Annotated in this window: 24 protein-coding genes; 18 read left to right on the top strand and 6 right to left on the bottom strand. The window is 56.1% G+C overall.

Going from position 1 to position 21636, the window contains the following annotated elements:
* Nucleotides 1-26: 26 nt before the first annotated feature.
* Together CK911_RS09120 and CK911_RS09115 are read left to right on the top strand one after the other, a co-directional pair.
* Nucleotides 27-587 (top strand): hypothetical protein, encoded by a 561-nt coding sequence (locus tag CK911_RS09120; RefSeq protein WP_098969707.1) that lies wholly within the window; start codon nucleotides 27-29, stop codon nucleotides 585-587.
* A 55-nt stretch (nucleotides 588-642) separates the two neighbouring features.
* On the top strand, nucleotides 643-1359 hold the full coding sequence (locus tag CK911_RS09115) for an SIMPL domain-containing protein (RefSeq protein WP_172953990.1): 717 nt from the start codon (nucleotides 643-645) through the stop codon (nucleotides 1357-1359).
* A gap of 136 nt (nucleotides 1360-1495) precedes the next feature.
* Here CK911_RS09115 and ahpF read toward each other — a convergent pair whose 3' ends face one another.
* The 3 genes from ahpF to CK911_RS09100 form a co-directional block, all read right to left on the bottom strand.
* On the bottom strand, nucleotides 1496-3076 hold the full coding sequence (ahpF, locus tag CK911_RS09110) for an alkyl hydroperoxide reductase subunit F (protein WP_098969705.1): 1581 nt from the start codon (nucleotides 3074-3076) through the stop codon (nucleotides 1496-1498).
* Nucleotides 3077-3230: 154 nt separating this feature from the next.
* Entirely contained in the window at nucleotides 3231-3797 is a 567-nt protein-coding gene (gene ahpC, locus CK911_RS09105; RefSeq protein ID WP_042018986.1) for an alkyl hydroperoxide reductase subunit C, read from the bottom strand.
* A gap of 690 nt (nucleotides 3798-4487) precedes the next feature.
* Complete coding sequence (locus tag CK911_RS09100) at nucleotides 4488-4934, bottom strand: CBS domain-containing protein (RefSeq protein ID WP_068979356.1); 447 nt, start codon at nucleotides 4932-4934, stop codon at nucleotides 4488-4490.
* A gap of 212 nt (nucleotides 4935-5146) precedes the next feature.
* On the opposite strand from CK911_RS09100, the gene queA reads away from it, so the two are divergent.
* The 7 genes from queA to nlpI all read left to right on the top strand — a co-directional run bounded on the left by queA (nucleotide 5147) and on the right by nlpI (nucleotide 12130).
* Nucleotides 5147-6214 carry a tRNA preQ1(34) S-adenosylmethionine ribosyltransferase-isomerase QueA gene (gene queA / locus CK911_RS09095; protein WP_042018990.1) on the top strand — a complete coding sequence of 356 codons (1068 nt, stop codon included), beginning with the start codon at nucleotides 5147-5149 and terminating at the stop codon, nucleotides 6212-6214.
* Nucleotides 6215-6284: 70 nt separating this feature from the next.
* Nucleotides 6285-7421: a tRNA guanosine(34) transglycosylase Tgt gene (gene tgt / locus CK911_RS09090; protein ID WP_042018992.1), complete on the top strand. Its 1137-nt coding sequence runs from the start codon at nucleotides 6285-6287 to the stop codon at nucleotides 7419-7421.
* A gap of 55 nt (nucleotides 7422-7476) precedes the next feature.
* A complete protein-coding gene (yajC, locus tag CK911_RS09085) occupies nucleotides 7477-7812 on the top strand; it encodes a preprotein translocase subunit YajC (protein WP_042018994.1) in 336 nt (111 codons plus the stop codon).
* Between the two features lie 18 nt (nucleotides 7813-7830).
* Nucleotides 7831-9684, top strand: coding sequence for a protein translocase subunit SecD (gene secD, locus CK911_RS09080; RefSeq protein WP_098969704.1), 1854 nt, complete (start codon nucleotides 7831-7833; stop codon nucleotides 9682-9684).
* Nucleotides 9685-9694: 10 nt separating this feature from the next.
* Complete coding sequence (gene secF, locus CK911_RS09075; protein ID WP_042018996.1) at nucleotides 9695-10642, top strand: protein translocase subunit SecF; 948 nt, start codon at nucleotides 9695-9697, stop codon at nucleotides 10640-10642.
* A gap of 84 nt (nucleotides 10643-10726) precedes the next feature.
* On the top strand, nucleotides 10727-11095 hold the full coding sequence (locus CK911_RS09070) for a rhodanese-like domain-containing protein (protein ID WP_098969703.1): 369 nt from the start codon (nucleotides 10727-10729) through the stop codon (nucleotides 11093-11095).
* A gap of 90 nt (nucleotides 11096-11185) precedes the next feature.
* Nucleotides 11186-12130 carry a lipoprotein NlpI gene (gene nlpI, locus CK911_RS09065; RefSeq protein WP_280529033.1) on the top strand — a complete coding sequence of 315 codons (945 nt, stop codon included), beginning with the start codon at nucleotides 11186-11188 and terminating at the stop codon, nucleotides 12128-12130.
* A gap of 62 nt (nucleotides 12131-12192) precedes the next feature.
* Here the strand turns inward: nlpI and CK911_RS09060 are convergent, their stop codons facing one another.
* Both CK911_RS09060 and CK911_RS09055 read right to left on the bottom strand, forming a co-directional pair.
* Nucleotides 12193-13065, bottom strand: coding sequence for a U32 family peptidase (locus CK911_RS09060; protein ID WP_098969702.1), 873 nt, complete (start codon nucleotides 13063-13065; stop codon nucleotides 12193-12195).
* 12 nt (nucleotides 13066-13077) lie between these two features.
* Complete coding sequence (locus CK911_RS09055; RefSeq protein WP_042019002.1) at nucleotides 13078-14073, bottom strand: peptidase U32 family protein; 996 nt, start codon at nucleotides 14071-14073, stop codon at nucleotides 13078-13080.
* Between the two features lie 188 nt (nucleotides 14074-14261).
* Here CK911_RS09055 and CK911_RS09050 point away from each other — a divergent pair, with 188 nt between their 5' ends.
* Nucleotides 14262-14795 (top strand): SCP2 domain-containing protein, encoded by a 534-nt coding sequence (locus CK911_RS09050; RefSeq protein WP_068979363.1) that lies wholly within the window; start codon nucleotides 14262-14264, stop codon nucleotides 14793-14795.
* Here CK911_RS09050 and CK911_RS09045 read toward each other — a convergent pair.
* Complete coding sequence (locus tag CK911_RS09045) at nucleotides 14748-15164, bottom strand: hypothetical protein (RefSeq protein ID WP_042019004.1); 417 nt, start codon at nucleotides 15162-15164, stop codon at nucleotides 14748-14750. The genes CK911_RS09050 and CK911_RS09045 overlap by 48 nt on opposite strands.
* A gap of 186 nt (nucleotides 15165-15350) precedes the next feature.
* On the opposite strand from CK911_RS09045, the gene trmJ reads away from it, so the two are divergent.
* From trmJ to fdx, 8 genes are all read left to right on the top strand, one after another.
* Nucleotides 15351-16073 (top strand): tRNA (cytosine(32)/uridine(32)-2'-O)-methyltransferase TrmJ, encoded by a 723-nt coding sequence (gene trmJ, locus CK911_RS09040; RefSeq protein WP_098969701.1) that lies wholly within the window; start codon nucleotides 15351-15353, stop codon nucleotides 16071-16073.
* Nucleotides 16074-16165: 92 nt separating this feature from the next.
* Nucleotides 16166-16669 carry a Fe-S cluster assembly transcriptional regulator IscR gene (gene iscR, locus CK911_RS09035; RefSeq protein WP_042019006.1) on the top strand — a complete coding sequence of 168 codons (504 nt, stop codon included), beginning with the start codon at nucleotides 16166-16168 and terminating at the stop codon, nucleotides 16667-16669.
* A 57-nt stretch (nucleotides 16670-16726) separates the two neighbouring features.
* On the top strand, nucleotides 16727-17941 hold the full coding sequence (locus tag CK911_RS09030; RefSeq protein ID WP_098969700.1) for an IscS subfamily cysteine desulfurase: 1215 nt from the start codon (nucleotides 16727-16729) through the stop codon (nucleotides 17939-17941).
* 42 nt (nucleotides 17942-17983) lie between these two features.
* A complete protein-coding gene (gene iscU / locus CK911_RS09025; protein ID WP_040094674.1) occupies nucleotides 17984-18367 on the top strand; it encodes a Fe-S cluster assembly scaffold IscU in 384 nt (127 codons plus the stop codon).
* 15 nt (nucleotides 18368-18382) lie between these two features.
* Nucleotides 18383-18706: an iron-sulfur cluster assembly protein IscA gene (iscA, locus tag CK911_RS09020; protein WP_042019010.1), complete on the top strand. Its 324-nt coding sequence runs from the start codon at nucleotides 18383-18385 to the stop codon at nucleotides 18704-18706.
* Between the two features lie 114 nt (nucleotides 18707-18820).
* Nucleotides 18821-19339 (top strand): co-chaperone HscB, encoded by a 519-nt coding sequence (hscB, locus tag CK911_RS09015; RefSeq protein ID WP_098969699.1) that lies wholly within the window; start codon nucleotides 18821-18823, stop codon nucleotides 19337-19339.
* 28 nt (nucleotides 19340-19367) lie between these two features.
* On the top strand, nucleotides 19368-21215 hold the full coding sequence (gene hscA, locus CK911_RS09010; RefSeq protein ID WP_098969698.1) for a Fe-S protein assembly chaperone HscA: 1848 nt from the start codon (nucleotides 19368-19370) through the stop codon (nucleotides 21213-21215).
* A gap of 1 nt (nucleotide 21216) precedes the next feature.
* The gene (gene fdx / locus CK911_RS09005; protein WP_042019013.1) at nucleotides 21217-21555 is read left to right on the top strand and encodes an ISC system 2Fe-2S type ferredoxin; all 339 of its coding nucleotides are present in this window, start codon (nucleotides 21217-21219) and stop codon (nucleotides 21553-21555) included.
* Nucleotides 21556-21636 lie beyond the last annotated feature (81 nt).

Raw genomic sequence — 21636 nt, 5'->3', positions numbered from 1 at the left:
AGCGGCAGTAGAGGAGAGGGGTAATCATGCAGTCATTCAACTGGGTCGACATTGATGGCATCCGTTATAGCTGGGATGGGCAGGGAAACATTACCTGCGCCGGCCAGTTTGGCTATCAGGCCTCGATCGCGGGTGACCGGCTGGATGGGATGGAGATTGAGAATGAGGCCGGTGATGTAGCGGGCTCGCTCTATGTTGACTTTGCTGCGGCGTCTATCACCTATGTGCCTGTCATGGATACCGAGTCTGCCCATAACATGATTCTGGTTGGCCATGATCAGGGTCAGCAGGAGTATCCGCTGGCCAGTTTTCACTCCCCGTTGTTGCAAGATTTGCTGGGGCCGCCTGATACCATCGCCTGGTCTGCGATGGAGGAGGAGAGTGCTGGCTCCGATATTGGACAGGCGGTGCAAGGACACGTTCTGTCGTGGGACTCATTCCATTTCGATGATGAGGTGCTGGTCTGTGGCGCGGCACCGGCGCTGGATATGGCAAACCAGAGCCAGGAGCCCGGCAGCATGGTCACCATCAGCCTCGATCTGACCAATCAGATACTGGATCAGATCCCCCCCTTGCACGATATATGAATCCCGTAGCTGCACTGGCATAATCACCTCAATCTTTCCGATTGAGGTTTTTTCTATGTGGCGTCCCCTTCTTACTCTTTCCGCTCTGGTTGTCAGTGCTCCGCTGCTGGCGATTGAAGTGCCGCAAGCGCCCCATCTGGTGGTGAGCGGTTACGCCGAGCAGAAGACCGAACCCGATATGCTTACCCTCAATGTCGCGGTGAGTGCACTGGATAAGCAGGGCCTCAAGGCCAAGCAGCAGGTCGATACCAAGGTCGCAGCCTTTTTTAGCCAGCTGGAAGGGCTGGGGATCACGCGCAGCGATGTTGAGGCTGGCAACCTGATGGTCTCTCCGGAATATCAGTATGGCGAGAACAAGAAGCCGGTATTGCTGGGATACCGTGCCCAGCGACAATTGGCGGTCAAACTCTATCAACTGGATAAATTGAGCCCCTTGATGGATACCGCCCTCAAAGCCGGGCTGGAGTCCGTATCCCAGATTGAATATGGCTTGAAATCGCCTCAAGTCATCAAGGAGCAGGCGCGGTTGAGTGCAGTGAACGATGCCAAAACCAAGGCGGAGTCATTGGCCAAGGCATTCGATATGAAGTTGGGCAAGCTATACAGCGTGGAGTATCGCAACTCCTCGCCCATCACCGCTTACAGCCGCAACTTGAAGGTGGTGCAAGCCATGGCGATGGCAGCCCCCGCACCGGATATAGCGGATAACAGCTATCAGCAACAGCAGATCACGGTAAGCGATAATATCGAGGCCGTTTTCTTGCTGGAGTGATGCAAGTCGTTTAAGCCCTGTCATGAACAACCCCGCCATTTGCTGCGGGGTTTTTATTTCGTGTCGATGCAGATGTAAAAAAGCCGACGCTCGTGTTCATTTCATCGGGCGTCGGCTTTTTGTTAAGCGGGGTTTATCAGGCGGTCACTGCGTCAGCCTTGGTCACTTCCGGTGCCGGGTTGCGGATCAGGTAATCAAACGCCCCCAGTGCGGCGGTGGCACCGGCACCCATGGAGATAATGATCTGCTTGAACGGTACCGTGGTGGCATCCCCTGCGGCGTAGACACCTGGCAGGGAGGTCGCGCCTTTGGTATCGATCTCAATTTCGCCAAAGCGGGTCAGGGCAATCTCGCCCCCTTTCAGGAACTCGGTGTTCGGCACCAGTCCAATCTGGACGAAGATGCCTGCCACTGTCAGGTGCTTGATTTCACCGGTGGTGCGATCTTCGTAATCCATGCCGACCACCTTGCTGCCATCACCGATCACTTCGGTAGTGCGAGCACTCATGATGATGTCGATATTGCCCATGGAGCGGGCCTTCTTCTGCAGTACCTCGTCGGCACGCAGGGTATCGGCAAACTCCACTACGGTGACATGCTCGACGATGCCAGCCAGATCGATGGCAGCCTCGATGCCGGAGTTACCGCCCCCGATCACCGCCACTCGCTTGCCCTTGAAGAAGGGGCCATCGCAGTGCGGGCAGTAGGCCACGCCCTTGGTGCGGTACTCGACTTCGCCCGGTACGTTCAGATCGCGCCAGCGGGCCCCGGTCGCCAGGATCACGGCGCGGCTCTTCAAGGTGGCGCCAGAGGCGAGATCCACGTTCACATAACCATCTTTGCTGATGGCAGCGGCCCGCTGCTCGGTGATCACTTCCACACCGTACTGCTTGACGTGCTGCTCCAGGCTGGCGGCCAGCTTGGGGCCTTCGGTGTAGGTCACGGAGATAAAGTTCTCGATGCCAACGGTGTCCATCACCTGACCACCGAAACGCTCGGCGACGATGGCGGTGCGAATGCCTTTACGAGCGGCATAGATGGCAGCCGCTGCGCCAGCCGGGCCACCGCCCACCACCAACACGTCGTAGGGCGCTTTTTCATTGAGTTCAGCCGCTTTGCGCTCACTGGCACCGGTATCGAGCTTGGCAACGATCTCTTCCAGCGAGATACGGCCCTGGCTGAATGGTTGGCCGTTCAGGTAGACGTTCGGTACTGCCATGATTTGACGTTCGGCGACCTCTTCCTGGAACAGGGCGCCATCGATCATGGTGTGAGTGATGCCGGGGTTCAGGGTCGCCATCAGGTTCAGCGCCTGCACCACGTCCGGGCAGTTGTGGCAGGAGAGGGAGATATAGGTCTCGAAGTGGAACTCGCCCTTGAGATGGCGGATCTGCTCCTGCACGGCCGCATCGGCCTTGGAGGGGTGGCCGCCGCTTTGCAGCAGGGCGAGCACCAAAGAGGTAAATTCATGACCCATGGGAATGCCGGCAAAGTGAACGCGCGGGGCTTGGCCCTGTGCTGCGACACTCATGGAAGGCTTGCGCGCGGCAGTGCCATCGGTCATGGAAATTTTGGGTGACATCTCGCTGATCTCGCTGGCCAGTGCCAGCAGCTCTGCAGATTTGTCGCTGTCATTGCCGGACACGCTGATCTCGATGGGATTGACGATGTACTGCAGATAGGTGTTCAGCTGTTGTTTGAGGTTGGTATCCAACATCTTCGAATTCCTTCTTGTGATTGCGGGTCGGCGTGAAATTTGAGCCGGAAAGCTGACCGGCACATTTAACGCCGGCCGGAAAGCAGACCGCGCGTTTTCTGAGGGCCGGAAACAAAACCGGCCCTTGTGCGGGCCGGTCTTGGAAGCGGGAGGCTTAGATCTTGCCTACCAGGTCCAGGGACGGGGCCAGAGTGGCTTCGCCTTCTTTCCATTTAGCCGGGCACACTTCACCCGGGTGGGATGCCACGTACTGGGCAGCTTTGACTTTGCGCAGCAGTTCCAGTGCGTCACGGCCGATGCCGCCAGCGTTGATTTCAACGATCTGGATGATGCCCTGTGGGTCGATGACGAAGGTGCCGCGGTCAGCCAGACCTGCTTCTTCGATCATTACGCCGAAGTTGCGGGTGATGGTACCAGTCGGGTCACCAATCATCGGGTACTGCAGCTTGCTGATGGTGTCAGACGTGTCATGCCACGCTTTGTGAGTGAAGTGGGTATCGGTAGAGACAGAGTAGATCTCGACGCCCATCTTTTGGAATTCAGCGTAGTTGTCAGCCAGATCGCCCAGTTCGGTCGGGCAAACGAAGGTGAAGTCAGCCGGGTAGAAGAACACCACGGACCACTTGCCTTTCAGGTCAGCGTCAGACACCTGAACGAATTTGCCATTGTGATAAGCGGTAGCGTTGAACGGCTTGATTTCAGTGTTGATATAGGTAGACATCTATTAGCTCCTTGGTGATGTACATATGCCGGTCTGGTGTTGCAAAGGTTGGCCAGACGAGGCGTTTAACTTTCGATGGATTCATCATAGGGACTTTTGCTAATCGATAAAAGCCGCAATTTTGAATCGCTTAAATCTACTTATTAGATAGCTCACTATGGCTGTACCTAACATGAATATCTCTGGCGTACAGAGATAACTCCTTGTCGTGGTTTAATATCTGTGCGGTACATCGCCTTTTCAAGGCTCGGTCAGCCGAGCGCCGCCGCGATGACGCGATGAGATGAACGGTGGAGCAAGCCGGTGGCGCAGGAGGTTGAGGCAACTGGTCGCGGCGATGGGGGATGTGTTGGCAATCGAGGGAGGCAGAAAAGCGCGGATAAAAAAATCCCGGCGCTATCGCAACGATAGGACCGGGTCATCAAACAAGGAATGGCGATATAAACAAATGCTTTACAGCAAAGACTAACTACGGGGTGTGCAAACTTGCAGACATATGAAAGGAAGAGTGTGGGTGCACAATCCCTCGTCTCCCTCTCGGCAACTATTGCATGAGCTGATAATAGTGTGACGAAGATCACAAAGCAACCATATGGTGTAATTTTTCAATCAAAATGAAAGACTTTCAGCATTTTTGCCGATTAGGTATGCTGAAAACGCTTTTATTGTAATTTTATTACATTCATTCCGTCAGAAATCGGTGGGTGGCTCCTGCTCTTCCATCAACTCCAGCAGGTTGATGGCAACCGCAATGAAATCAGACTCGGTGACGATACCGATCAGTTTGCGTCCTTTTAGTACCGGCAGGCAGCCATATTTGTGGCGCTGCAGGTAGAGTGCCGCCTCTTTGATGCCGGCGTGGGGGTCCACGCTTGCCACTTGCCGTGTCATGATCTCGTCCAGTTGCACGCTGTCGGTAAACTCGGCTTCCCGCTCCGGGCTGATGAGCAGCAGTTTGGATTCCCGGGTAGCCAGGATATCGGTGAGGGTCACCAACCCCAGCAGGTGGTGCTGCTCGTCAACGATGGGAATGTGGCGGATCCGCTCCTGCTGCATCAGCTCCATCGCCTGTTTGACACTGTTTTCCGGACCCAGGGTGAAGGGATGTTCGGTCATGATTTCGGATAAGGTCATCATGGTGAGCCTCCTTGTGTATCTCTCTTCACCCTAGCCCACCCCTCTCTGGCAAAACATGATCAGGGTCAATACAGATCATTAAAGAATCATTAACCGGATGGGTGTATCAATATTGCTCGCTATCCCTTGTCTCTCTTGGGTTTTTGGTCTTTTGGGTTGCCTTGGAAGATGGGGATAACTAGACTAGCCGCCGATTCCCTTCGAGGTGAAAGATGCAAGTATCCGATTTTCATTTTGATCTGCCCAACGAGCTGATTGCCCGCTATCCGATGGCAGAGCGCACCGCCAGCCGCTTGTTGCAGCTCGATGGTCAAACCGGCGCCCTGCGCCATGGTCAATTTGTCGATGTGCTGGATCAGCTCAATCCGGGCGACCTGTTGGTATTTAACAATACTCGTGTCATTCCGGCGCGCATGTTTGGCCAGAAGGCCAGCGGCGGCAAGCTGGAGGTGCTGGTAGAGCGCATTCTGGACGAGCACAGCGTGCTGGCCCATGTCCGTGCCTCCAAGGCGCCTAAACCGGGCACCCGTTTGATCATGGATGCAGGTCAGGACGGCAAGAGTGTCGAGGCCGAGATGCGTGCCCGTCACGATGCGCTGTTCGAGATCCATTTCCTCGACCCGCGCCCGGTGCTGGAGATCCTGGAAGCGATCGGTCACATGCCGCTGCCGCCTTATATCGACCGTCCCGACGAGGATGCCGACAAGGAGCGCTATCAGACGGTGTATAACCAAAAGCCGGGTGCGGTGGCAGCCCCGACCGCCGGTCTGCACTTTGATGAGGCGCTCCTTGAGAAAATTCGTGCCAAAGGGGTTGAAACGGCTTTCGTGACCCTGCATGTAGGGGCGGGGACCTTTCAGCCGGTGCGAGTGGACAAGATTGAAGATCACCACATGCATTCGGAATATGCCGAAGTGCCGCAAGAGGTGGTGGATGCCATCGCGGCGACCCGTGCCCGCGGTGGCAGGGTCATCGCGGTGGGCACCACCTCGGTACGTTCGCTGGAGAGCGCCGCCAAGGTCACCCTGGCTCAGGGAAAACCTCTGGCGCCCTTTTTCAGCGACACCGACATCTTCATCTTCCCGGGTTACCAGTTCCAGATTGTCGATGCCATGGTCACCAACTTCCATCTGCCGGAGTCGACCCTGATCATGCTGGTCAGCGCCTTTGCCGGCTATGACAACGTGATGGCGGCCTATCAGGCTGCGGTGGCCGGACAGTACCGTTTCTTCAGCTACGGGGACGCCATGTTTGTCACCCGTCGCCGGGGCGAGGCGTAAGTTTCGCCTTTATATCGGGCCGGATGGCCCTCCATTGTCAGACTGTTTCTCTGACTGAATCGAGGTAGTAATGAAATTTGAACTGAAAACCACCGACGGCCGTGCCCGTCGCGGTCAACTGGTGTTCGAACGTGGCACTGTCCAGACCCCGGCCTTTATGCCGGTCGGTACTTACGGCACCGTCAAGGGAATGACCCCTGAAGAAGTGCGTGAAACCGGCGCCGAGATCCTGCTGGGCAACACCTTCCACCTCTGGCTGCGCCCAGGTCAGGAAGTGATGCGCGCCCACGGCGATCTGCACGATTTCATGAACTGGCAGGGCCCGATCCTGACCGATTCCGGTGGTTTCCAGGTGTTCAGCCTGGGCGACATTCGCAAGATCACCGAAGCGGGCGTCCACTTCCGTCATCCAATCAATGGTGAGAAGATCTTCCTCGACCCCGAGAAGTCCATGGAGATCCAGTACGATCTGGGCTCCGACATCGTGATGATCTTCGACGAGTGCACCCCCTATCCGGTCAGCTACGAAGATGCCCGCAAGTCGATGGAGATGTCCCTGCGTTGGGGCAAGCGCTCCCGTGACAAGTTTGATGCGCTGGGCAACAAGAATGCCCTGTTTGGTATCATCCAGGGCTCGGTCTATGAAGAGCTGCGGGATGTTTCCCTCAATGGCCTGCTGGAGATCGGTTTCGACGGCTATGCGGTCGGCGGTTTGGCAGTGGGTGAGCCTAAAGAGGATATGCACCGCATCCTCGAGCACGTTTGCCCGAAAATTCCGGCCGACAAACCCCGTTACCTGATGGGTGTAGGCAAGCCGGAAGATCTGGTGGAAGGGGTGCGCCGTGGGGTCGATATGTTCGACTGCGTGATGCCGACTCGCAATGCCCGTAACGGTCATCTGTTCACCACCGATGGGGTGGTCAAGATCCGTAACGCCAAGTATCGCACCGACACCAGCACCCTGGATGCGGATTGCGATTGCTACACCTGCAAAAATTACACTCGTAGCTACCTGTATCATCTGGACAAGTGCAACGAGATCCTGGGTGCCCGTCTGAACACCATTCACAACCTGCGTTATTACCAGCGAGTGATGCAAGGTTTGCGGGACGCGATCGAGCAGGGTAAATTAGACGACTTTGTAACTGAGTTTTACCGTCGGCAAGGGAAGCCTGTGCCTCCGTTAGCTGAAAATGACGTGAAATAACAACAGCGTATCAGCTCGTTATCTTTGTATATCTACATCAACAAGAGGTTGTTAAATGAGCATTATCTCCAAGGCATATGCAGAAGGCGCAGTTCCGGGTGCACAGGGTGGTGGTATGGAAATGATCATCATGCTGGCCGTATTTGGCCTGATCTTCTACTTCATGATCTATCGTCCCCAGGCCAAGCGTGCCAAAGATCACCGCAATCTGATGAGCTCCTTGTCCAAGGGTGATGAAGTGCTCACCTCCGGTGGCCTGGTTGGCAAGATTGCCAAAGTGGCTGCAGATAGCGATTACTTGGTGATCGCCCTGAACGACCAGACTCAAGTCACCATCAAAAAGGACTTCGTCTCTGCCGTTCTGCCCAAGGGTTCTATCCAGTCCCTTTAATCTCCCAAGGAGCACAGCGTGTTGAATCGCTATCCGCTGTGGAAATACCTGATGGTGGTCCTGGTGATCGCCATCGGTTTTCTATATGCAGCCCCCAATCTTTACGGCGAAGACCCGGCCTTGCAGGTTTCTGCCAGCCGTGGTGCCGAAGTCAAGCTAGATACCCTTGACCTGGTGAAAGAGACGCTTGAAGCGGCCAATATCCCGGTCAAACATGCTGCGTTCGAGCACGGTTTAATCCTGATCCGTTTCAAGAACACTGAAGAGCAGCTCAAGGCGCGCGATGTTGTTGCCAACAAGCTGGGCGATAACTTCATCACTGCACTCAACTTGGCTCCTTCTACCCCCGCATGGCTCGAAGCCATCGGTGCTGCGCCGCTCAAGCTCGGCCTGGACCTGCGCGGTGGTGTGCACTTCCTGATGGAAGTGGACATGGCCGAAGCGCTGACCAAGCAGCAAGAGCAGATGGTGCAGGATTTTCGCACCGAACTGCGCACCCAGAAGATCCGTTACTCAGGCGTTCGCCGGGCCGGTGATCAGGTGCAGGTGCTGTTTCGCGATGAGGCGGATCAAGAGCGTGCCGCTTCCCATCTGCGTCGTCAGAACCCTGATTTGACCTTTACCACCGAGCAGAAAGGGGATGAGTTCATCCTCAAGGCTGCATTGAGTGAAGCGAAGATCAAGGAAGTGAAAAAGTATGCCCTCGAGCAGAACATCACCATCATCCGGAACCGGGTCAATGAGCTGGGTGTAGCCGAGCCGTTGGTGCAACAACAAGGCGCCGAGCGCATTGTGGTTGAACTGCCAGGTATTCAGGATACCGCCCGCGCCAAGGAGATCCTGGGTGCAACCGCGACCCTGGAATTCCACATGGTCGATGAGACTGCCGACATCCAGGCTGCTGCCGATGGTCGTGTCCCGCCGAGTTCCAAGGTCTACAACGATCGCAACGGTCGTCCTGTTGTACTGCAAAAGCGGGTGATCCTGACCGGTGACCACATCGTGGGTGCCCAGTCCGGTTTCGACGAGTACAGCCGTCCCCAGGTCAACATCAAGCTTGATGGCCAGGGTGGCAACAAGATGGCTAACTTTACCAAGGACAACGTCGGTAAAGGGATGGCGACCGTCTTCATCGAGTACAAGCCGGTCGGTCAGCCCGGTCCGGATGGCAAGCGCAAGTTCCGCAAGCAGGAGGAGGTGATCAACGTCGCCACCATCCAGTCGCGCCTTGGCAGCCAGTTCCGTATCACAGGTATCGACAACGCCAACGAAGCTCACAACCTGGCGCTGCTGCTGCGTGCCGGTGCCCTGATCGCCCCGATCCAGATCGTGGAAGAGCGCACCATTGGCCCGAGCCTGGGTCAACAGAACATCGACAGCGGTATGGAAGCCATTGGCTGGGCCATGCTGGTGATCGTGCTGTTCATGGGGATCTACTACCGTGCCTTTGGTTGGGTAGCCAACCTGGCGGTCTGTATGAACCTGGTGCTGATTGTCGGTATCATGTCGATGATCCCGGGTGCCACCATGACGCTACCGGGTATTGCCGGTATTGTGTTGACGCTCGGTATGGCGGTGGATGCCAACGTGCTGATCTACGAGCGTATTCGTGAAGAGATCCGCAATGGTCGTGGTGTTCAGCAAGCCATTCATCTGGGCTTTGACCGGGCATTCTCCACCATCGCCGACTCGAACGTTACCTCGCTGATTACTTGCGTGATCCTGTTCGGTATCGGTACTGGCGCCATCAAGGGCTTTGCCCTGACGCTGGGCATTGGTCTGACCGCTTCCATGTTTACTGCCATCACAGTTTCCCGTGCCATTATCAACCTGGCTTGGGGTGGACGGCGCATCGACAAGCTGCCCATCTGAGGATAGAGAAATGTTTCAGATTCTACATTTTGAAAAACCGATCCCGTTTATGCGCTATGCCAAGCCGGGTGTGGTTTTCTCTTCCGTGCTGATGGTGATTGCCCTGTTCTTCCTGTTTGATCGGGGTTTGAACTGGGGTCTGGACTTTACCGGTGGTACTACCATCGAGGTGGGGTTCCAGCAGTCGGTGAGCCTGGACAAGGTCCACGACGCACTGGAAGAGCAGAAGATTGAAGGGGCAACCCTGCAACACTTTGGCTCCAGCCGTGATGTGCTGTTCCGCCTGACCCCGAAAGAGGGGGTTAAGGTAGAACAACAGGGTAACGAAGTGCTGGCGGCAGCCAAGTTGCTCGACGAGGGCGCAGTGCTGAAACGGGTTGAGTTTGTCGGCCCTTCAGTGGGTGATGAACTGGCAACAGACGGTGCGCTGGCGATGCTGGCCTCCATCCTTTGCATCATGGCCTATGTGGCGGTGCGTTTCGAATGGCGTCTGGCGTTGGGGGGCATTCTCTCTCTGGTGCACGACGTGGTGATCACCCTGGGCGTGTTCGCTTACTTCCAGTACGAGTTCGACCTGACCGTACTGGCGGCGCTGATGACCCTGGTGGGTTACTCCCTGAACGATACCATAGTGGTGTTCGACCGCTTGCGGGAGAACTTCCGCAAGGTGCGTAAAGGGGATACCGAGTACATTCTGGATCTCTCCATGACCGAGACCCTGAGTCGTACCATTATCACTTCTGGCCTCACCTTTGTGGTGGTGCTGGCGCTGCTGCTCAAGGGCGGTGCGCTGATCCACGGTTTTGCCGTGGCCATGGTGATCGGTGTGGCGTTCGGTACCTACTCCTCCATCTATGTGGCGAGTGCATTTGCCATGTTCCTCGGCGTCAAGCGCGAGCACATGCTGCCAACCCAGGTAGAGAAAGAGGGTGCGGAACAACAGGAAATCCTGCCGTAACAGTGAAGGGCGCCGTAAGGCGCTCTTTTCTTATCTCCGTATGCCGCTTGCGGATGCAGAGGTTCCAAGTAACAGGAGTTAATGATGCAACACAATCCTCGTTTTTTGGCGCTGGTTGACGGGATCCGCTCCCGCGTTACCGAGACAGACGTTCACCAGATCAAGCACTGGCAGGATGAAGGGCGCGCTTTTCATCTGATCGATGTGAGAGAAGAGAGTGAGTGGGCCAAGGGGCATTTGCCAAACGCCCTCTACCTCGGGCGTGGGGTGATTGAGCGGGATATCGAGACCCGTTTCCCTGATCCCGAGACCGAACTCTACCTCTATTGTGGTGGTGGTTTTCGCTCCATTCTGGCGGCGGATAATCTGCAACAGATGGGTTATCGCCGGGTAGTCAGCGTAGATGGCGGTTTTCGGGGTTGGTTGGAAGCCGGATACCCTGTCGAATCCTGATTTATTTGAGGCAGAGGGACACAGCTACATGACAAAGTGGCAGTTGACCTTTACCATATGCGGGGTCAAGCGTAAGCGTCGGAGTGTTCATTGAACGTCAGGAAAGGGATTGGATACCTCCTTGGTATCCTGTTGTTGCTCCCCATGTGGGGTTGCAGCAGTAGCAGTCAAGTTAACACCCCCAAGGTTCCCAAGCAGCAGCCTGCTTCACTGGTTTTGGCGACCCCCCTGCAGGTCTCCTACCAAAGTGAGTTGGCGCTGGCGCGACTCGGGCAGATGCTCGGTGAAATGGAATTGACCACCGAGCAACGGGCCGAGCTGTTCTATGAACGGGCCGTGGTATTTGACCGGGTTGGCCTGCGTTCCCTCGCGCGGCTCGACTTTAATCGAGCCCTGCGTGAAAAACCGGATTTTGCCGAAGCCTATAACTTCATCGGCGTTTATCTGGTACAGCAGCAAAATTATGACGAAGCCTATGAGGCGTTCGACTCTGCCCTCGAGCTGGCACCTGATTATGACTATGCCTATCTCAATCGTGGTATAGCGCTCTATTATGGTAACCGTCCCGAGCTTGCCAGCGCGGACATGAAGCGCTTCTATGAAGCGCAGCCAGAAGATCCCTATCGGGTGATTTGGCTCTATCTGGCCGAGCAAAAACTCGATGCCCCTGCGGCCATGAGCCGGATGCGCGAACGGCTTAACAAATACGATGACGATGCCTGGAACTGGGATCTGGTTCGCCTCTATATCGGCGAGATCAATGCCTCCCAGTTGATGGGAAATGTAGTGAAAGGGGTTAAGGATAACCGGGAGCTCGCCGAGCGCTTGTGTGAAACCTACTTCTATCTGGGCAAGTTCGAGTTGGCCAGAGGTAACCGCAAGGAAGCCATCAGCTACTTCAAGTTGGCGCTTTCCAACAACGTCTATGACTTTATCGAGCACCGCTATGCGTTGCTGGAGCTGGAGCTGATGGCGCGTAAACCCTTGCCACCGGGTGCTCAGAGTGCCCGCAGCAAGAGCGATAAGCCCTCCTGATCCACACGACAGCTGTAAAAAAGGCCTCGCGATGAGGCCTTTTTGTTGGGCGAATGGCGGGCTTATTCCACTAGGCTCATGCCGGAGATCTGGCGCCAGTAGCCGTTGCAATCGCGATCCTGCTGCAAAACGAGGGGATGATTGCCCTGCTGGTTAGCCTTGAAGCGGGCCAGCATCTCCAGCGTCTCCATCCCTTGCGGCGAGAGCCTGACTACATCCACCACGTCTTCCATGCCTGCCAGCTCGTTCCCGAGGTTATAGCAGTAACCAGACTGGGTCTGGATCCCGTTGAGGTTGAACACTCGCTGCCCTTCGCGGCTGTTGGCCAGCCGTCCGGTCGGATAGTGGATGCAGGCGAGTTCACAGTTATCTTTTGGCTTGTCGAGGGAGCGGGCGGTGAAGCAGCGCGCCGAGTAGGCGAGCGGCAGATGGCCGTAGGCAAACACCTCCACCTCAAACCGGTCGCGCAGTGGGCCCAGATCCTGATTGAGCTGTACCAGCCAGTCACGGGAGAGCTCCACCGGCATCACCCAGCGTTTCATCCCCTGTTTGAGCAGCATTCGCAGCACATCGGCGTTGTAGGCGTTGATGGCAGGGCCGCAGACAAACGGGATCCCCGCTTCCCAGGCGAGTTGCACCGTACCGAGATCGTTGGCTTCGACCATCAGATCGCCATTATCGACCAGCCGCTTCACCTCTTTAAGCTCGGAGGGGGCGGAGATGAGGGCGAGGGTAGAGAGCACCACCTGCTTGCCGGAGCTGGCCACCTGACGAGCCAGCGCAATCCAGTCATCGACTTTGAGTTCGCGCCGCTTGCTGCAGACGGTCTCCCCCAGATAGATGATGTCGGCCTGGCTGTCGGCCGCGGCACGGTAAAACGCTTCAGTATCCGCTTTGGGCCAGTAAAAGAGCACAGGCCCGAGAGAAAATTGCATGCTGTGGTCTCCTTATTGCCACTGACGATGATAGGCGCCGAGGGTGGTCTGGCTACCTTCGGAGACGCGGGCGAGCTGGGCATCCCACTCAGGCTTGACCTGATAAGCCTCGGGATTGGCCTGATAGGCATCGATGGCCGCACGCCAGACCCGGGTCACCTGCTCCACATAGGCGGGGCTGCGCTGACGTCCTTCGATCTTGACCGACTGAACCCCGGTCTGGAACAGCTCCGGCAACAGGCCAAGGGTATTGAGGCTGGTCGGCTCTTCCAGTGCGTGGTAGGTCTGGCCATCCACCTCGAAGCGCCCCTTGCACAGGGTCGGATAGCCGGCGTTTTCACCGGGGCCATAGCGGTCGATCAGCACTTCGTTGAGCCGTGACTCGAGGCCGCTCGGGGTCTCTTCCCAGCGCACGAACTTGGCCGGTGAGCAGGCGCCGACGGTGTTGGGGCTCTCGCCAGTCATGTAGGAGGAGAGATAGCAGCGCCCCTCGGCCATGATGCAGAGGCTGCCAAAGGCAAAGACCTCCAGGCCCACATCGGTTTCGCGGGCCAGCTGTTTGACCTGATGCATGGAGAGCACCCGCGGCAGCACTACCCGTTTGACATTGAATTGCTGCTGATAGAAGCGAATGGCGGCGGCATTGGTGGCACTGGCTTGTACCGAGACATGGAGCTCCATCTCCGGATAGTGGCTGCTGGCATATTCCAGCACCGCCAGATCGGCGATGATCAGCGCATCGGCGCCGAGGGCCACCCCGCGATCAACAGCCTGTTTCCATCTGGTATCGGCCCCCGGGTGGGCGAAGGTATTAATAGCAATATGCAGTTTGCGACCATGTTGATGCACATAATCCACCGCCTTTTCCAGTTTGCTGTCGGTAAAGTTGAGACCGGCAAAGTGGCGGGCATTGGTGTCATCCTTGAAGCCGATGTAAACCGCATCGGCCCCGTTATCCACGGCGGTTTTCAGTGCCGGCAAACTGCCTGCCGGACAGAGTAATTCCATTGGTACGCTCCGAGAGTGCATATGAAGGGCAAACGAGCCCTGATTGTATGCAGGCATGCACTCCCGCTTTTTGACCTGAGGCAGCTTTGTGTGGCTTTGTCCATCTTGAGGTAACCCTGCATAAGTTTGATTTCCAACAGGATCTTTGCAGTGGCCCTGTGTTTGAATGCGAAAAAAGGGAGTCTATTGTGTTTCAACAACTGCAACATCGCCTGGTCGAACAGGCTCCGCGCTTCTTGCGCCATCCCCTCAAGCTGGTCCCCTTCAATCTGCAAAAACAGTTGATGGAGAGCCTGTTGGCCCGGGTATTCAAGGAGGCCATCGAAGATGGCGATTTCGAGTTTCTGGCAGATAAGTGGCTGAAAGTAGAAGTCTCTGATCTGGAGCTGTGCTGGTTTATCAGTGAGCAGAATGGTCAGCTGGTGGTGGCTCGCGAATGTGCCAAGGCGGATGTCTGTTTTAGCGGTACGGTCAACGATCTGATCCTGATTGCCGGTCGCAAAGAGGACCCGGATTCGCTCTTCTTCCAGCGCAAACTGAAGATAGAAGGGGATACCGAACTGGGTCTTGAGGTAAAAAACCTGATGGATAGTCTGGATCTCGATGGCTTGCCGAGCCTGATGAAGTATCCCCTGATGGACTTGGCGACCTTTATCGAGCGCGCCCGCGCCGAGTCAGCGCAGGCTCCGGTGCATGCGGCGCCGAGCCGGCTCCCGCTTTAAGTGATTGCTTACCACATGGGCATGGTGGCGATAACGGTGCCGTGCCCAGAGGCAACGGCATGCCCACAAGCAGGGCACAAACGCTGCGAGCGCTATCGGGGCAGCCAGTTGCGATATGACCAACCCCAGCGCAAGCAACACAAAGGGCTGGGCTTCATAAAGCCACTCGGGTTGCAGCCAGCGTTTCGCAGGAAAGATGATGAGATCGGTACGACGATAGCTGGAACGCATCATCCAGGTCACTGCGCCCACGATAAATAGCAGGGCGCCAGCAAACCAGAGTAGCCGTTGCTCATTGAGCATAATCAGGGCAACGGCTGCCAGCAGATAGAGGCTGGGTAATCTCTCGTAGATAAATGGAGGGAGCATGGCTTGATTTCTCCGATCTCATAGAACAGGTATCCTTCAAGTTTAGTGTCCCACCTCGATTGCCTCATGCTTGTTTGTTATACAAATCACCGCTTTTGTTCTGAAATGGCGCACCTTTTACGGTGCCAAAATAGCGATTGGTTATGTTACTATTACGCGCCATTTTTGACTGTAGATTGACAGGGCATGCTGGATCAAATTCGTATTATTTTGGTAAACACTTCCCATCCCGGCAACATGGGGTCTGCGGCGCGGGCCATGAAGACCATGGGGTTGACTCAGATGGTGCTGGTTGATCCACAAGCTTTGCCGGATGACAACGCCTTCGCCCTGGCGGCAGGGGCCAGCGATGTACTTGCTAATGCGCGCATTGTGTCGACGCTCGATGAAGCGATTGCTGACTGTGGTCTGGTCATTGGCACCAGTGCGCGTTCCCGAACCCTGAGCTGGCCGATGCTCGATCCTCGTGAAGCGGGCGAGAAGTTGGTGCTTGAGGGGATGACGCATCCGGTCGCGCTGGTATTTGGTCGCGAACGTACCGGTCTCACCAATGATGAGCTGCAAAAGTGCCACTACCATGTGGCTATCCCGGCCAATCCGGAATACAGCTCCCTCAATCTGGCCATGGCGGTCCAGACCCTCTGTTACGAAATACGGGTGCACTGGCTGCAAGAGATGGTGGTCGAACCCGAAGAGGAGATGGCCTATCCGAGTACTGCCCAACTGGAAGGGTTTTATCAGCACCTGGAACAAACGCTGCTAAAGACCGGTTTCATTGCCGATGATCACCCGGGTCATGTGATGAGCAAATTGCGCCGGCTGTTCAATCGTGCACGACCGGAAGCATCTGAACTCAATATCTTGCGCGGCATTTTGACCTCGGTTCAGAAAGTGAAAACACCGGATTAACCGACTATTTTACTCAACCATAATACTTGACTGTTTTTGTCGGGTATGTGACCATGTGCCACATCAAATCGCTTCGCAAGACGGTAAGGCTCATGAGACTGACTTCTAAAGGACGTTACGCTGTAACCGCCATGCTCGACGTGGCACTGCATGCAGAGCAGGGGCCTGTGCCCCTTGCCGATATTTCCGAGCGTCAGGGCATCTCTTTGTCCTACCTCGAACAGCTGTTTGCCCGCCTGCGCAAGCATGGCCTGGTGAGCAGCGTACGTGGTCCGGGTGGTGGTTATCGCTTGGGACTGGCTCCCGACGAGATATCTGTTGGCCAGGTGATCACCGCAGTGGATGAGTCGGTTGATGCCACTAAGTGTCTCGGTAAGGGTGGCTGCCATGGCGGCACCCAATGTCTGACCCACTCTTTGTGGCGTGATCTCAGTGAGCGAATTTCCAGTTTCCTCGGCGATATCACCCTGGCAGAACTGGTTCGCCAGGCAGATGTACGCCGGATTGCCGGCAAGCAAGATGAACAGATGAAAACCGCGTTGTCCCTGGTTGAACGGACAGAACGCGGCAATGTGAGCTTGAAAGTCCAACTATAAACAAACGTGCTTTCCACAGTCGTTCGATGTGCGAACAAGGCTGTAACGGAGAAATACATGAAACTGCCTATTTACCTTGATTATTCGGCAACCTGTCCGGTGGACCCGCGTGTCGCAGAAAAAATGATGCAGTGTCTCACCATGGATGGCCTGTTCGGCAATCCGGCTTCCCGTTCCCACCGCTTTGGCTGGCAAGCCGAAGAAGCGGTTGATCTGGCCCGTAATCAAGTGGCAGAGCTGATCGGTGCAGACCCGCGCGAAATCGTGTTTACCTCAGGTGCTACTGAATCCAACAACCTGGCCATCAAGGGCGTTGCACATTTTTACGCCGGCAAAGGCAAGCACATCATCACCTCCAAGACCGAACATAAGGCAGTGCTTGATACTTGCCGCCAGCTGGAGCGTGAAGGGTACGAGGTGACCTACCTTGAACCGATGCCAAACGGTCTGTTTACCATCGAACAAATCAATGCGGCTTTGCGTGATGACACCATTCTGGTGAGCATCATGCATGTCAACAACGAGATTGGCGTGGTGCAAGACATCGCTGCCATCGGTGAGCTTTGTCGTTCCCGCAAGATCTTGCTGCACGTGGACGCAGTCCAGAGCGTGGGTAAAATCCCGGTGGACGTCGAGGCACTGAAAGTCGACTTGCTCTCCGTCTCTGCACACAAGGTATATGGTCCCAAGGGGATCGGTGCCCTGTATGTACGTCGCAAGCCCCGTGTTCGTCTGGAAGCCCAGATGCATGGCGGTGGTCACGAGCGTGGTATGCGTTCTGGCACGTTGCCAACTCATCAGATCGTCGGCATGGGCGAAGCATTCCGTATCGCCAAGGAAGAGATGGCCAACGAAGCGCCGCATATCATGGCACTGCGTCAGCGTCTGTGGGATGGCATCAAAGATATTGAAGCTGTCTATATCAACGGTGATCTGGAGCAGCGTGTGCCGGGTAACCTCAATGTCAGCTTTGCCTATGTGGAAGGGGAATCCCTGATCATGGCGCTGAAGGATCTGGCGGTTTCTTCCGGTTCAGCCTGTACCTCTGCCAGCCTGGAACCTTCCTATGTGTTGCGTGCGCTGGGTCTTAATGACGAGCTGGCACACAGTTCCATTCGCTTCAGCATGGGTCGCTTTACCACCGAAGAAGAGATTGATTACGCAGTCAAGCTTATTCGTGACTCCATTGGCCGTCTGCGCGAGATGTCTCCACTGTGGGAGATGTATAAAGATGGCGTCGATCTGAACACGGTCGAGTGGGCTCATCACTGATCCAACAGGGTCAGTGAACAACGGAATTAGCAGGAGTGAGATATGGCTTACAGTGAAAAAGTAATCGACCACTATGAAAACCCCCGTAACGTCGGTGGTTTTGACAAGAATGATCCAAGCATCGCAACCGGCATGGTCGGTGCTCCGGCTTGTGGCGACGTGATGAAGCTGCAACTGAAGATCAGCGATGAGGGCATCATCGAAGATGCCAAGTTCAAGACTTACGGCTGTGGCTCTGCCATTGCCTCCAGCTCGCTGGTGACCGAATGGGTCAAGGGCAAGACCCTGGACGAAGCTGCTGGCATCAAGAACACCGATATCGCCGAAGAGCTGGCACTGCCACCGGTAAAGATCCACTGCTCGATTCTGGCTGAGGATGCCATCAAGGCTGCTATCGCCGATTACAAGCAGAAGAAAGGTCTCTAAGCGCCGGAGAGCAGTATGGCTATTACCATGACAGATGCCGCAGCGGCACGGGTGTCTTCTTTTCTGACTAACCGGGGCAAGGGCATTGGCCTGCGCCTCGGCGTCAAGACCACTGGCTGCTCTGGCTTGGCTTATGTGCTCGAGTTTGTTGATGAGCTTGCCGAGGAAGACCAGGTATTCGAGCAGCAGGGTGTGAAAATTATTGTCGATGCCAAGAGTCTGATCCACCTGGACGGAACTCAACTGGATTTCGTCAAGGAGGGCCTCAATGAGGGCTTCCAGTTTAATAATCCCAATGCCAAAGGCGAATGTGGTTGCGGCGAGAGCTTTAATGTCTGACAGGGGTGACCTGACGGATGTGACGGTTGAACTGGCATCTGACCGCCAGTTCAACCGTGTTATTTCTGCCGCTATATCGAGAGTGGTTATGACGACCGTTGCCAAGAGGTTTATATGAACCATTTCGAGCTGTTTGGGCTGGTTGAAGGCTTCGAACTAGACACCCGGCAGTTAGCGGATACCTACCGACAACTGCAAACCCGCTTCCACCCCGATCGTTTTGCCACGGCCCCCGAGCGGGAGCAGTTGGCATCAGTGCAGCATGCAGCTCAAATCAACGAGGCGTTCACCACCCTCAAAGCACCGCTGCGCCGTGCGGAATATCTGCTCTCCTTACGCGGTACGGATATTCGTGGTGAGCAGCAAACACTGCAAGATACCGCATTTCTGATGCAGCAACTGGAGTGGCGTGAGCGTCTGGCTGATTTGAAAGGCGACGCTGACCCTGAGCGTGCCATCAAGGATTTTCGCTCTGAAATCAGGCATGATCATCAGCTGCTGATGCAGCAGTTGACCGCGTATCTCGCCGCTGGCGAAGATTTGGACGCGGCTGACTGCGTCCGCAAACTCAAGTTTGTCGACAAGCTCCTCGCAGAGCTGGAACGATTCGAAGACTCGCTCCTCGAGTCTTGATCCTTTAACGCTGGAAGTTTGATTACCCATGGCATTACTGCAAATAGCCGAGCCCGGCCAGAGCGCTGTACCTCATCAGCACAAACGTGCCGTCGGCATCGATCTCGGCACCACCAACTCTCTCGTTGCTGCGGTTCGCAGCGGTCACGCCGATACCCTTTGCGATGAGCAAGGGCGCGATCTTCTCCCGTCGGTGGTGCATTATCAGACCGATGCTATTCGAGTGGGTATTGATGCCAAGCGCGAAGCAGCCCTTGATCCGCACAACACCATCGTCTCGGTCAAACGGATGATGGGCAAGGCGCTGGCCGATATGGACACCCGTCAGCAACCTTATCTGTTTGTTGCCGCCGAGAACGGTATGCCCCAGCTACAAACCTGCCAGGGCTTGGTCAATCCGGTACAGGTATCGGCCGAAATATTGAAAACACTGGCCGAGCGTGGCTCCGCCTCCCTGGGTGGTGAACTCGACGGTGTGGTCATTACCGTCCCTGCTTATTTCGATGATGCCCAGCGTCAGGGTACTAAAGATGCGGCACGTCTGGCCGGTCTGCACGTGCTGCGGCTGCTCAACGAACCTACCGCCGCAGCGATTGCCTATGGCCTCGACTCGGGTCAGGAAGGGGTGATTGCCGTTTACGATCTGGGCGGTGGCACCTTCGATATTTCGATTCTTCGTTTGCATCGCGGCGTGTTTGAAGTGATGGCCACTGGCGGCGATTCGGCCCTCGGTGGCGATGATTTCGATCACCTGCTGGCGGACTGGATCAAAGCACAGGCCGGTCTGACCGGCGTACTGGATGCCCGTACCCAGCGCGAACTGCTGGATGTAGCGGCACAGATCAAACACAGCCTGACCGATGCCGAGCAGGTGGTTTGCACCTTCGCTGGCTGGCAGGGCAGTGTGACCCGCAGCCAGTTTGAACAACTCATCACACCGCTGGTGAAGCGCACCCTGCTGGCTTGCCGCCGCGCCCTGCGCGATGCGGATCTTGAGCAGGTGGAAGTGCTGGAAGTGGTGATGGTCGGTGGCTCCACCCGGGTGCCCTTGGTGCGCGAACTGGTAGGGGATTTCTTCCAGCGTACGCCGCTGACCAGTATTGATCCGGACAAGGTGGTTGCCATCGGTGCTGCCATCCAGGCTGATATTCTGGTGGGCAACAAGCCCGATGCCGAGATGCTGCTGCTGGATGTGATCCCGCTCTCACTGGGTCTGGAGACCATGGGTGGCCTCGCCGAGAAGGTGATCCCGCGCAACACTACCATTCCGGTAGCCCGAGCCCAGGAGTTCACCACCTTCAAGGATGGTCAGACTGCCATGGCCATCCATGTGGTGCAGGGAGAGCGTGAGCTGGTCGCCGATTGCCGCTCACTGGCCCGCTTTACCCTGACCGGTATTCCACCCATGGTGGCGGGCGCAGCCCATATTCGTGTCACCTTCCAGGTGGATGCGGATGGTTTGCTGTCGGTCAGTGCCATGGAGAAATCCTCCGGCGTGCAGGCCGAGATCCAGGTCAAGCCATCTTACGGTCTTGCGGAGCAGGACATTCTTACCATGTTGAGCGCGTCCATTGAGCATGCCCAGCAAGATATGGATGCCCGCATGCTGGCAGAGCAGCAGGTAGAAGCTGATCGGGTTGCCCTGAGCCTCAACGTTGCCTTGGCCGCCGATGGTGAGTCACTGCTAAGTGCTGCCGAGCGCGCCGAGATCGATGCCGCCATCGCCCACCTGCTGATCATGCGCAGCACGGGCACCACCAATCAAATCAAAGATGCCATTGAGGCGGCAGATGCTGTCAGTGGTGAATTTGCAGCACGTCGGATGGATGCGTCCATCCGCAAGGTGCTGACCGGACAAAACGTCAACAAGGTGTAATATGCCAAAACTGATCATTCTTCCTCATCCTGTACTCTGTCCGGATGGTGTCGCCCTTGAGGGGCAACGTGGTGAGACCATTCTCGACGTGGCGCTGCGTAATGGGATCGAGATTGAACATGCCTGCGAGAAGTCCTGTGCCTGCACCACCTGTCATTGCGTGGTGCGGGAGGGATTTGACTCTCTCGAGCCAAGCGACGAGCTGGAAGACGATATGCTGGACAAGGCGTGGGGTCTGGAACCGGAATCACGGCTGAGTTGCCAAGCCAGGCTTGAGGACGAGGATCTGGTGGTCGAGCTGCCCAAGTACACCCTGAACCTTGCATCTGAACGCCATTAATTACCCATGAGTGCATTGCACGTGCAGCATCCCGTGGTGCTTCAGTGATATGGTGAAGGCCGTGCCCCTTAAAGGGCACGG

It is taken from the genome of Aeromonas sp. CU5 (genome assembly GCF_002586745.1).
GTDB lineage: Bacteria > Pseudomonadota > Gammaproteobacteria > Enterobacterales > Aeromonadaceae > Aeromonas > Aeromonas sobria.
This window is presented reverse-complemented; position numbering and strand designations above follow the sequence as displayed.

Coding starts and splice junctions, on each gene's coding strand:
- CK911_RS09030 (WP_098969700.1), top strand. CDS start 16,727: ATGAAACTGCCTATTTACCTTGATTATTCGGCAACCTGTCCGGTGGAC.
- CK911_RS09115 (WP_172953990.1), top strand. CDS start 643: ATGTGGCGTCCCCTTCTTACTCTTTCCGCTCTGGTTGTCAGTGCTCCG.
- queA (WP_042018990.1), top strand. CDS start 5,147: ATGCAAGTATCCGATTTTCATTTTGATCTGCCCAACGAGCTGATTGCC.
- ahpF (WP_098969705.1), bottom strand. CDS start 3,076: ATGTTGGATACCAACCTCAAACAACAGCTGAACACCTATCTGCAGTAC.
- secF (WP_042018996.1), top strand. CDS start 9,695: ATGTTTCAGATTCTACATTTTGAAAAACCGATCCCGTTTATGCGCTAT.
- CK911_RS09120 (WP_098969707.1), top strand. CDS start 27: ATGCAGTCATTCAACTGGGTCGACATTGATGGCATCCGTTATAGCTGG.
- iscU (WP_040094674.1), top strand. CDS start 17,984: ATGGCTTACAGTGAAAAAGTAATCGACCACTATGAAAACCCCCGTAAC.
- tgt (WP_042018992.1), top strand. CDS start 6,285: ATGAAATTTGAACTGAAAACCACCGACGGCCGTGCCCGTCGCGGTCAA.
- hscA (WP_098969698.1), top strand. CDS start 19,368: ATGGCATTACTGCAAATAGCCGAGCCCGGCCAGAGCGCTGTACCTCAT.
- ahpC (WP_042018986.1), bottom strand. CDS start 3,797: ATGTCTACCTATATCAACACTGAAATCAAGCCGTTCAACGCTACCGCT.
- CK911_RS09100 (WP_068979356.1), bottom strand. CDS start 4,934: ATGATGACCTTATCCGAAATCATGACCGAACATCCCTTCACCCTGGGT.
- fdx (WP_042019013.1), top strand. CDS start 21,217: ATGCCAAAACTGATCATTCTTCCTCATCCTGTACTCTGTCCGGATGGT.
- CK911_RS09055 (WP_042019002.1), bottom strand. CDS start 14,073: ATGGAATTACTCTGTCCGGCAGGCAGTTTGCCGGCACTGAAAACCGCC.
- trmJ (WP_098969701.1), top strand. CDS start 15,351: ATGCTGGATCAAATTCGTATTATTTTGGTAAACACTTCCCATCCCGGC.
- iscA (WP_042019010.1), top strand. CDS start 18,383: ATGGCTATTACCATGACAGATGCCGCAGCGGCACGGGTGTCTTCTTTT.
- CK911_RS09070 (WP_098969703.1), top strand. CDS start 10,727: ATGCAACACAATCCTCGTTTTTTGGCGCTGGTTGACGGGATCCGCTCC.
- CK911_RS09045 (WP_042019004.1), bottom strand. CDS start 15,164: ATGCTCCCTCCATTTATCTACGAGAGATTACCCAGCCTCTATCTGCTG.
- yajC (WP_042018994.1), top strand. CDS start 7,477: ATGAGCATTATCTCCAAGGCATATGCAGAAGGCGCAGTTCCGGGTGCA.
- hscB (WP_098969699.1), top strand. CDS start 18,821: ATGAACCATTTCGAGCTGTTTGGGCTGGTTGAAGGCTTCGAACTAGAC.
- CK911_RS09060 (WP_098969702.1), bottom strand. CDS start 13,065: ATGCAATTTTCTCTCGGGCCTGTGCTCTTTTACTGGCCCAAAGCGGAT.
- iscR (WP_042019006.1), top strand. CDS start 16,166: ATGAGACTGACTTCTAAAGGACGTTACGCTGTAACCGCCATGCTCGAC.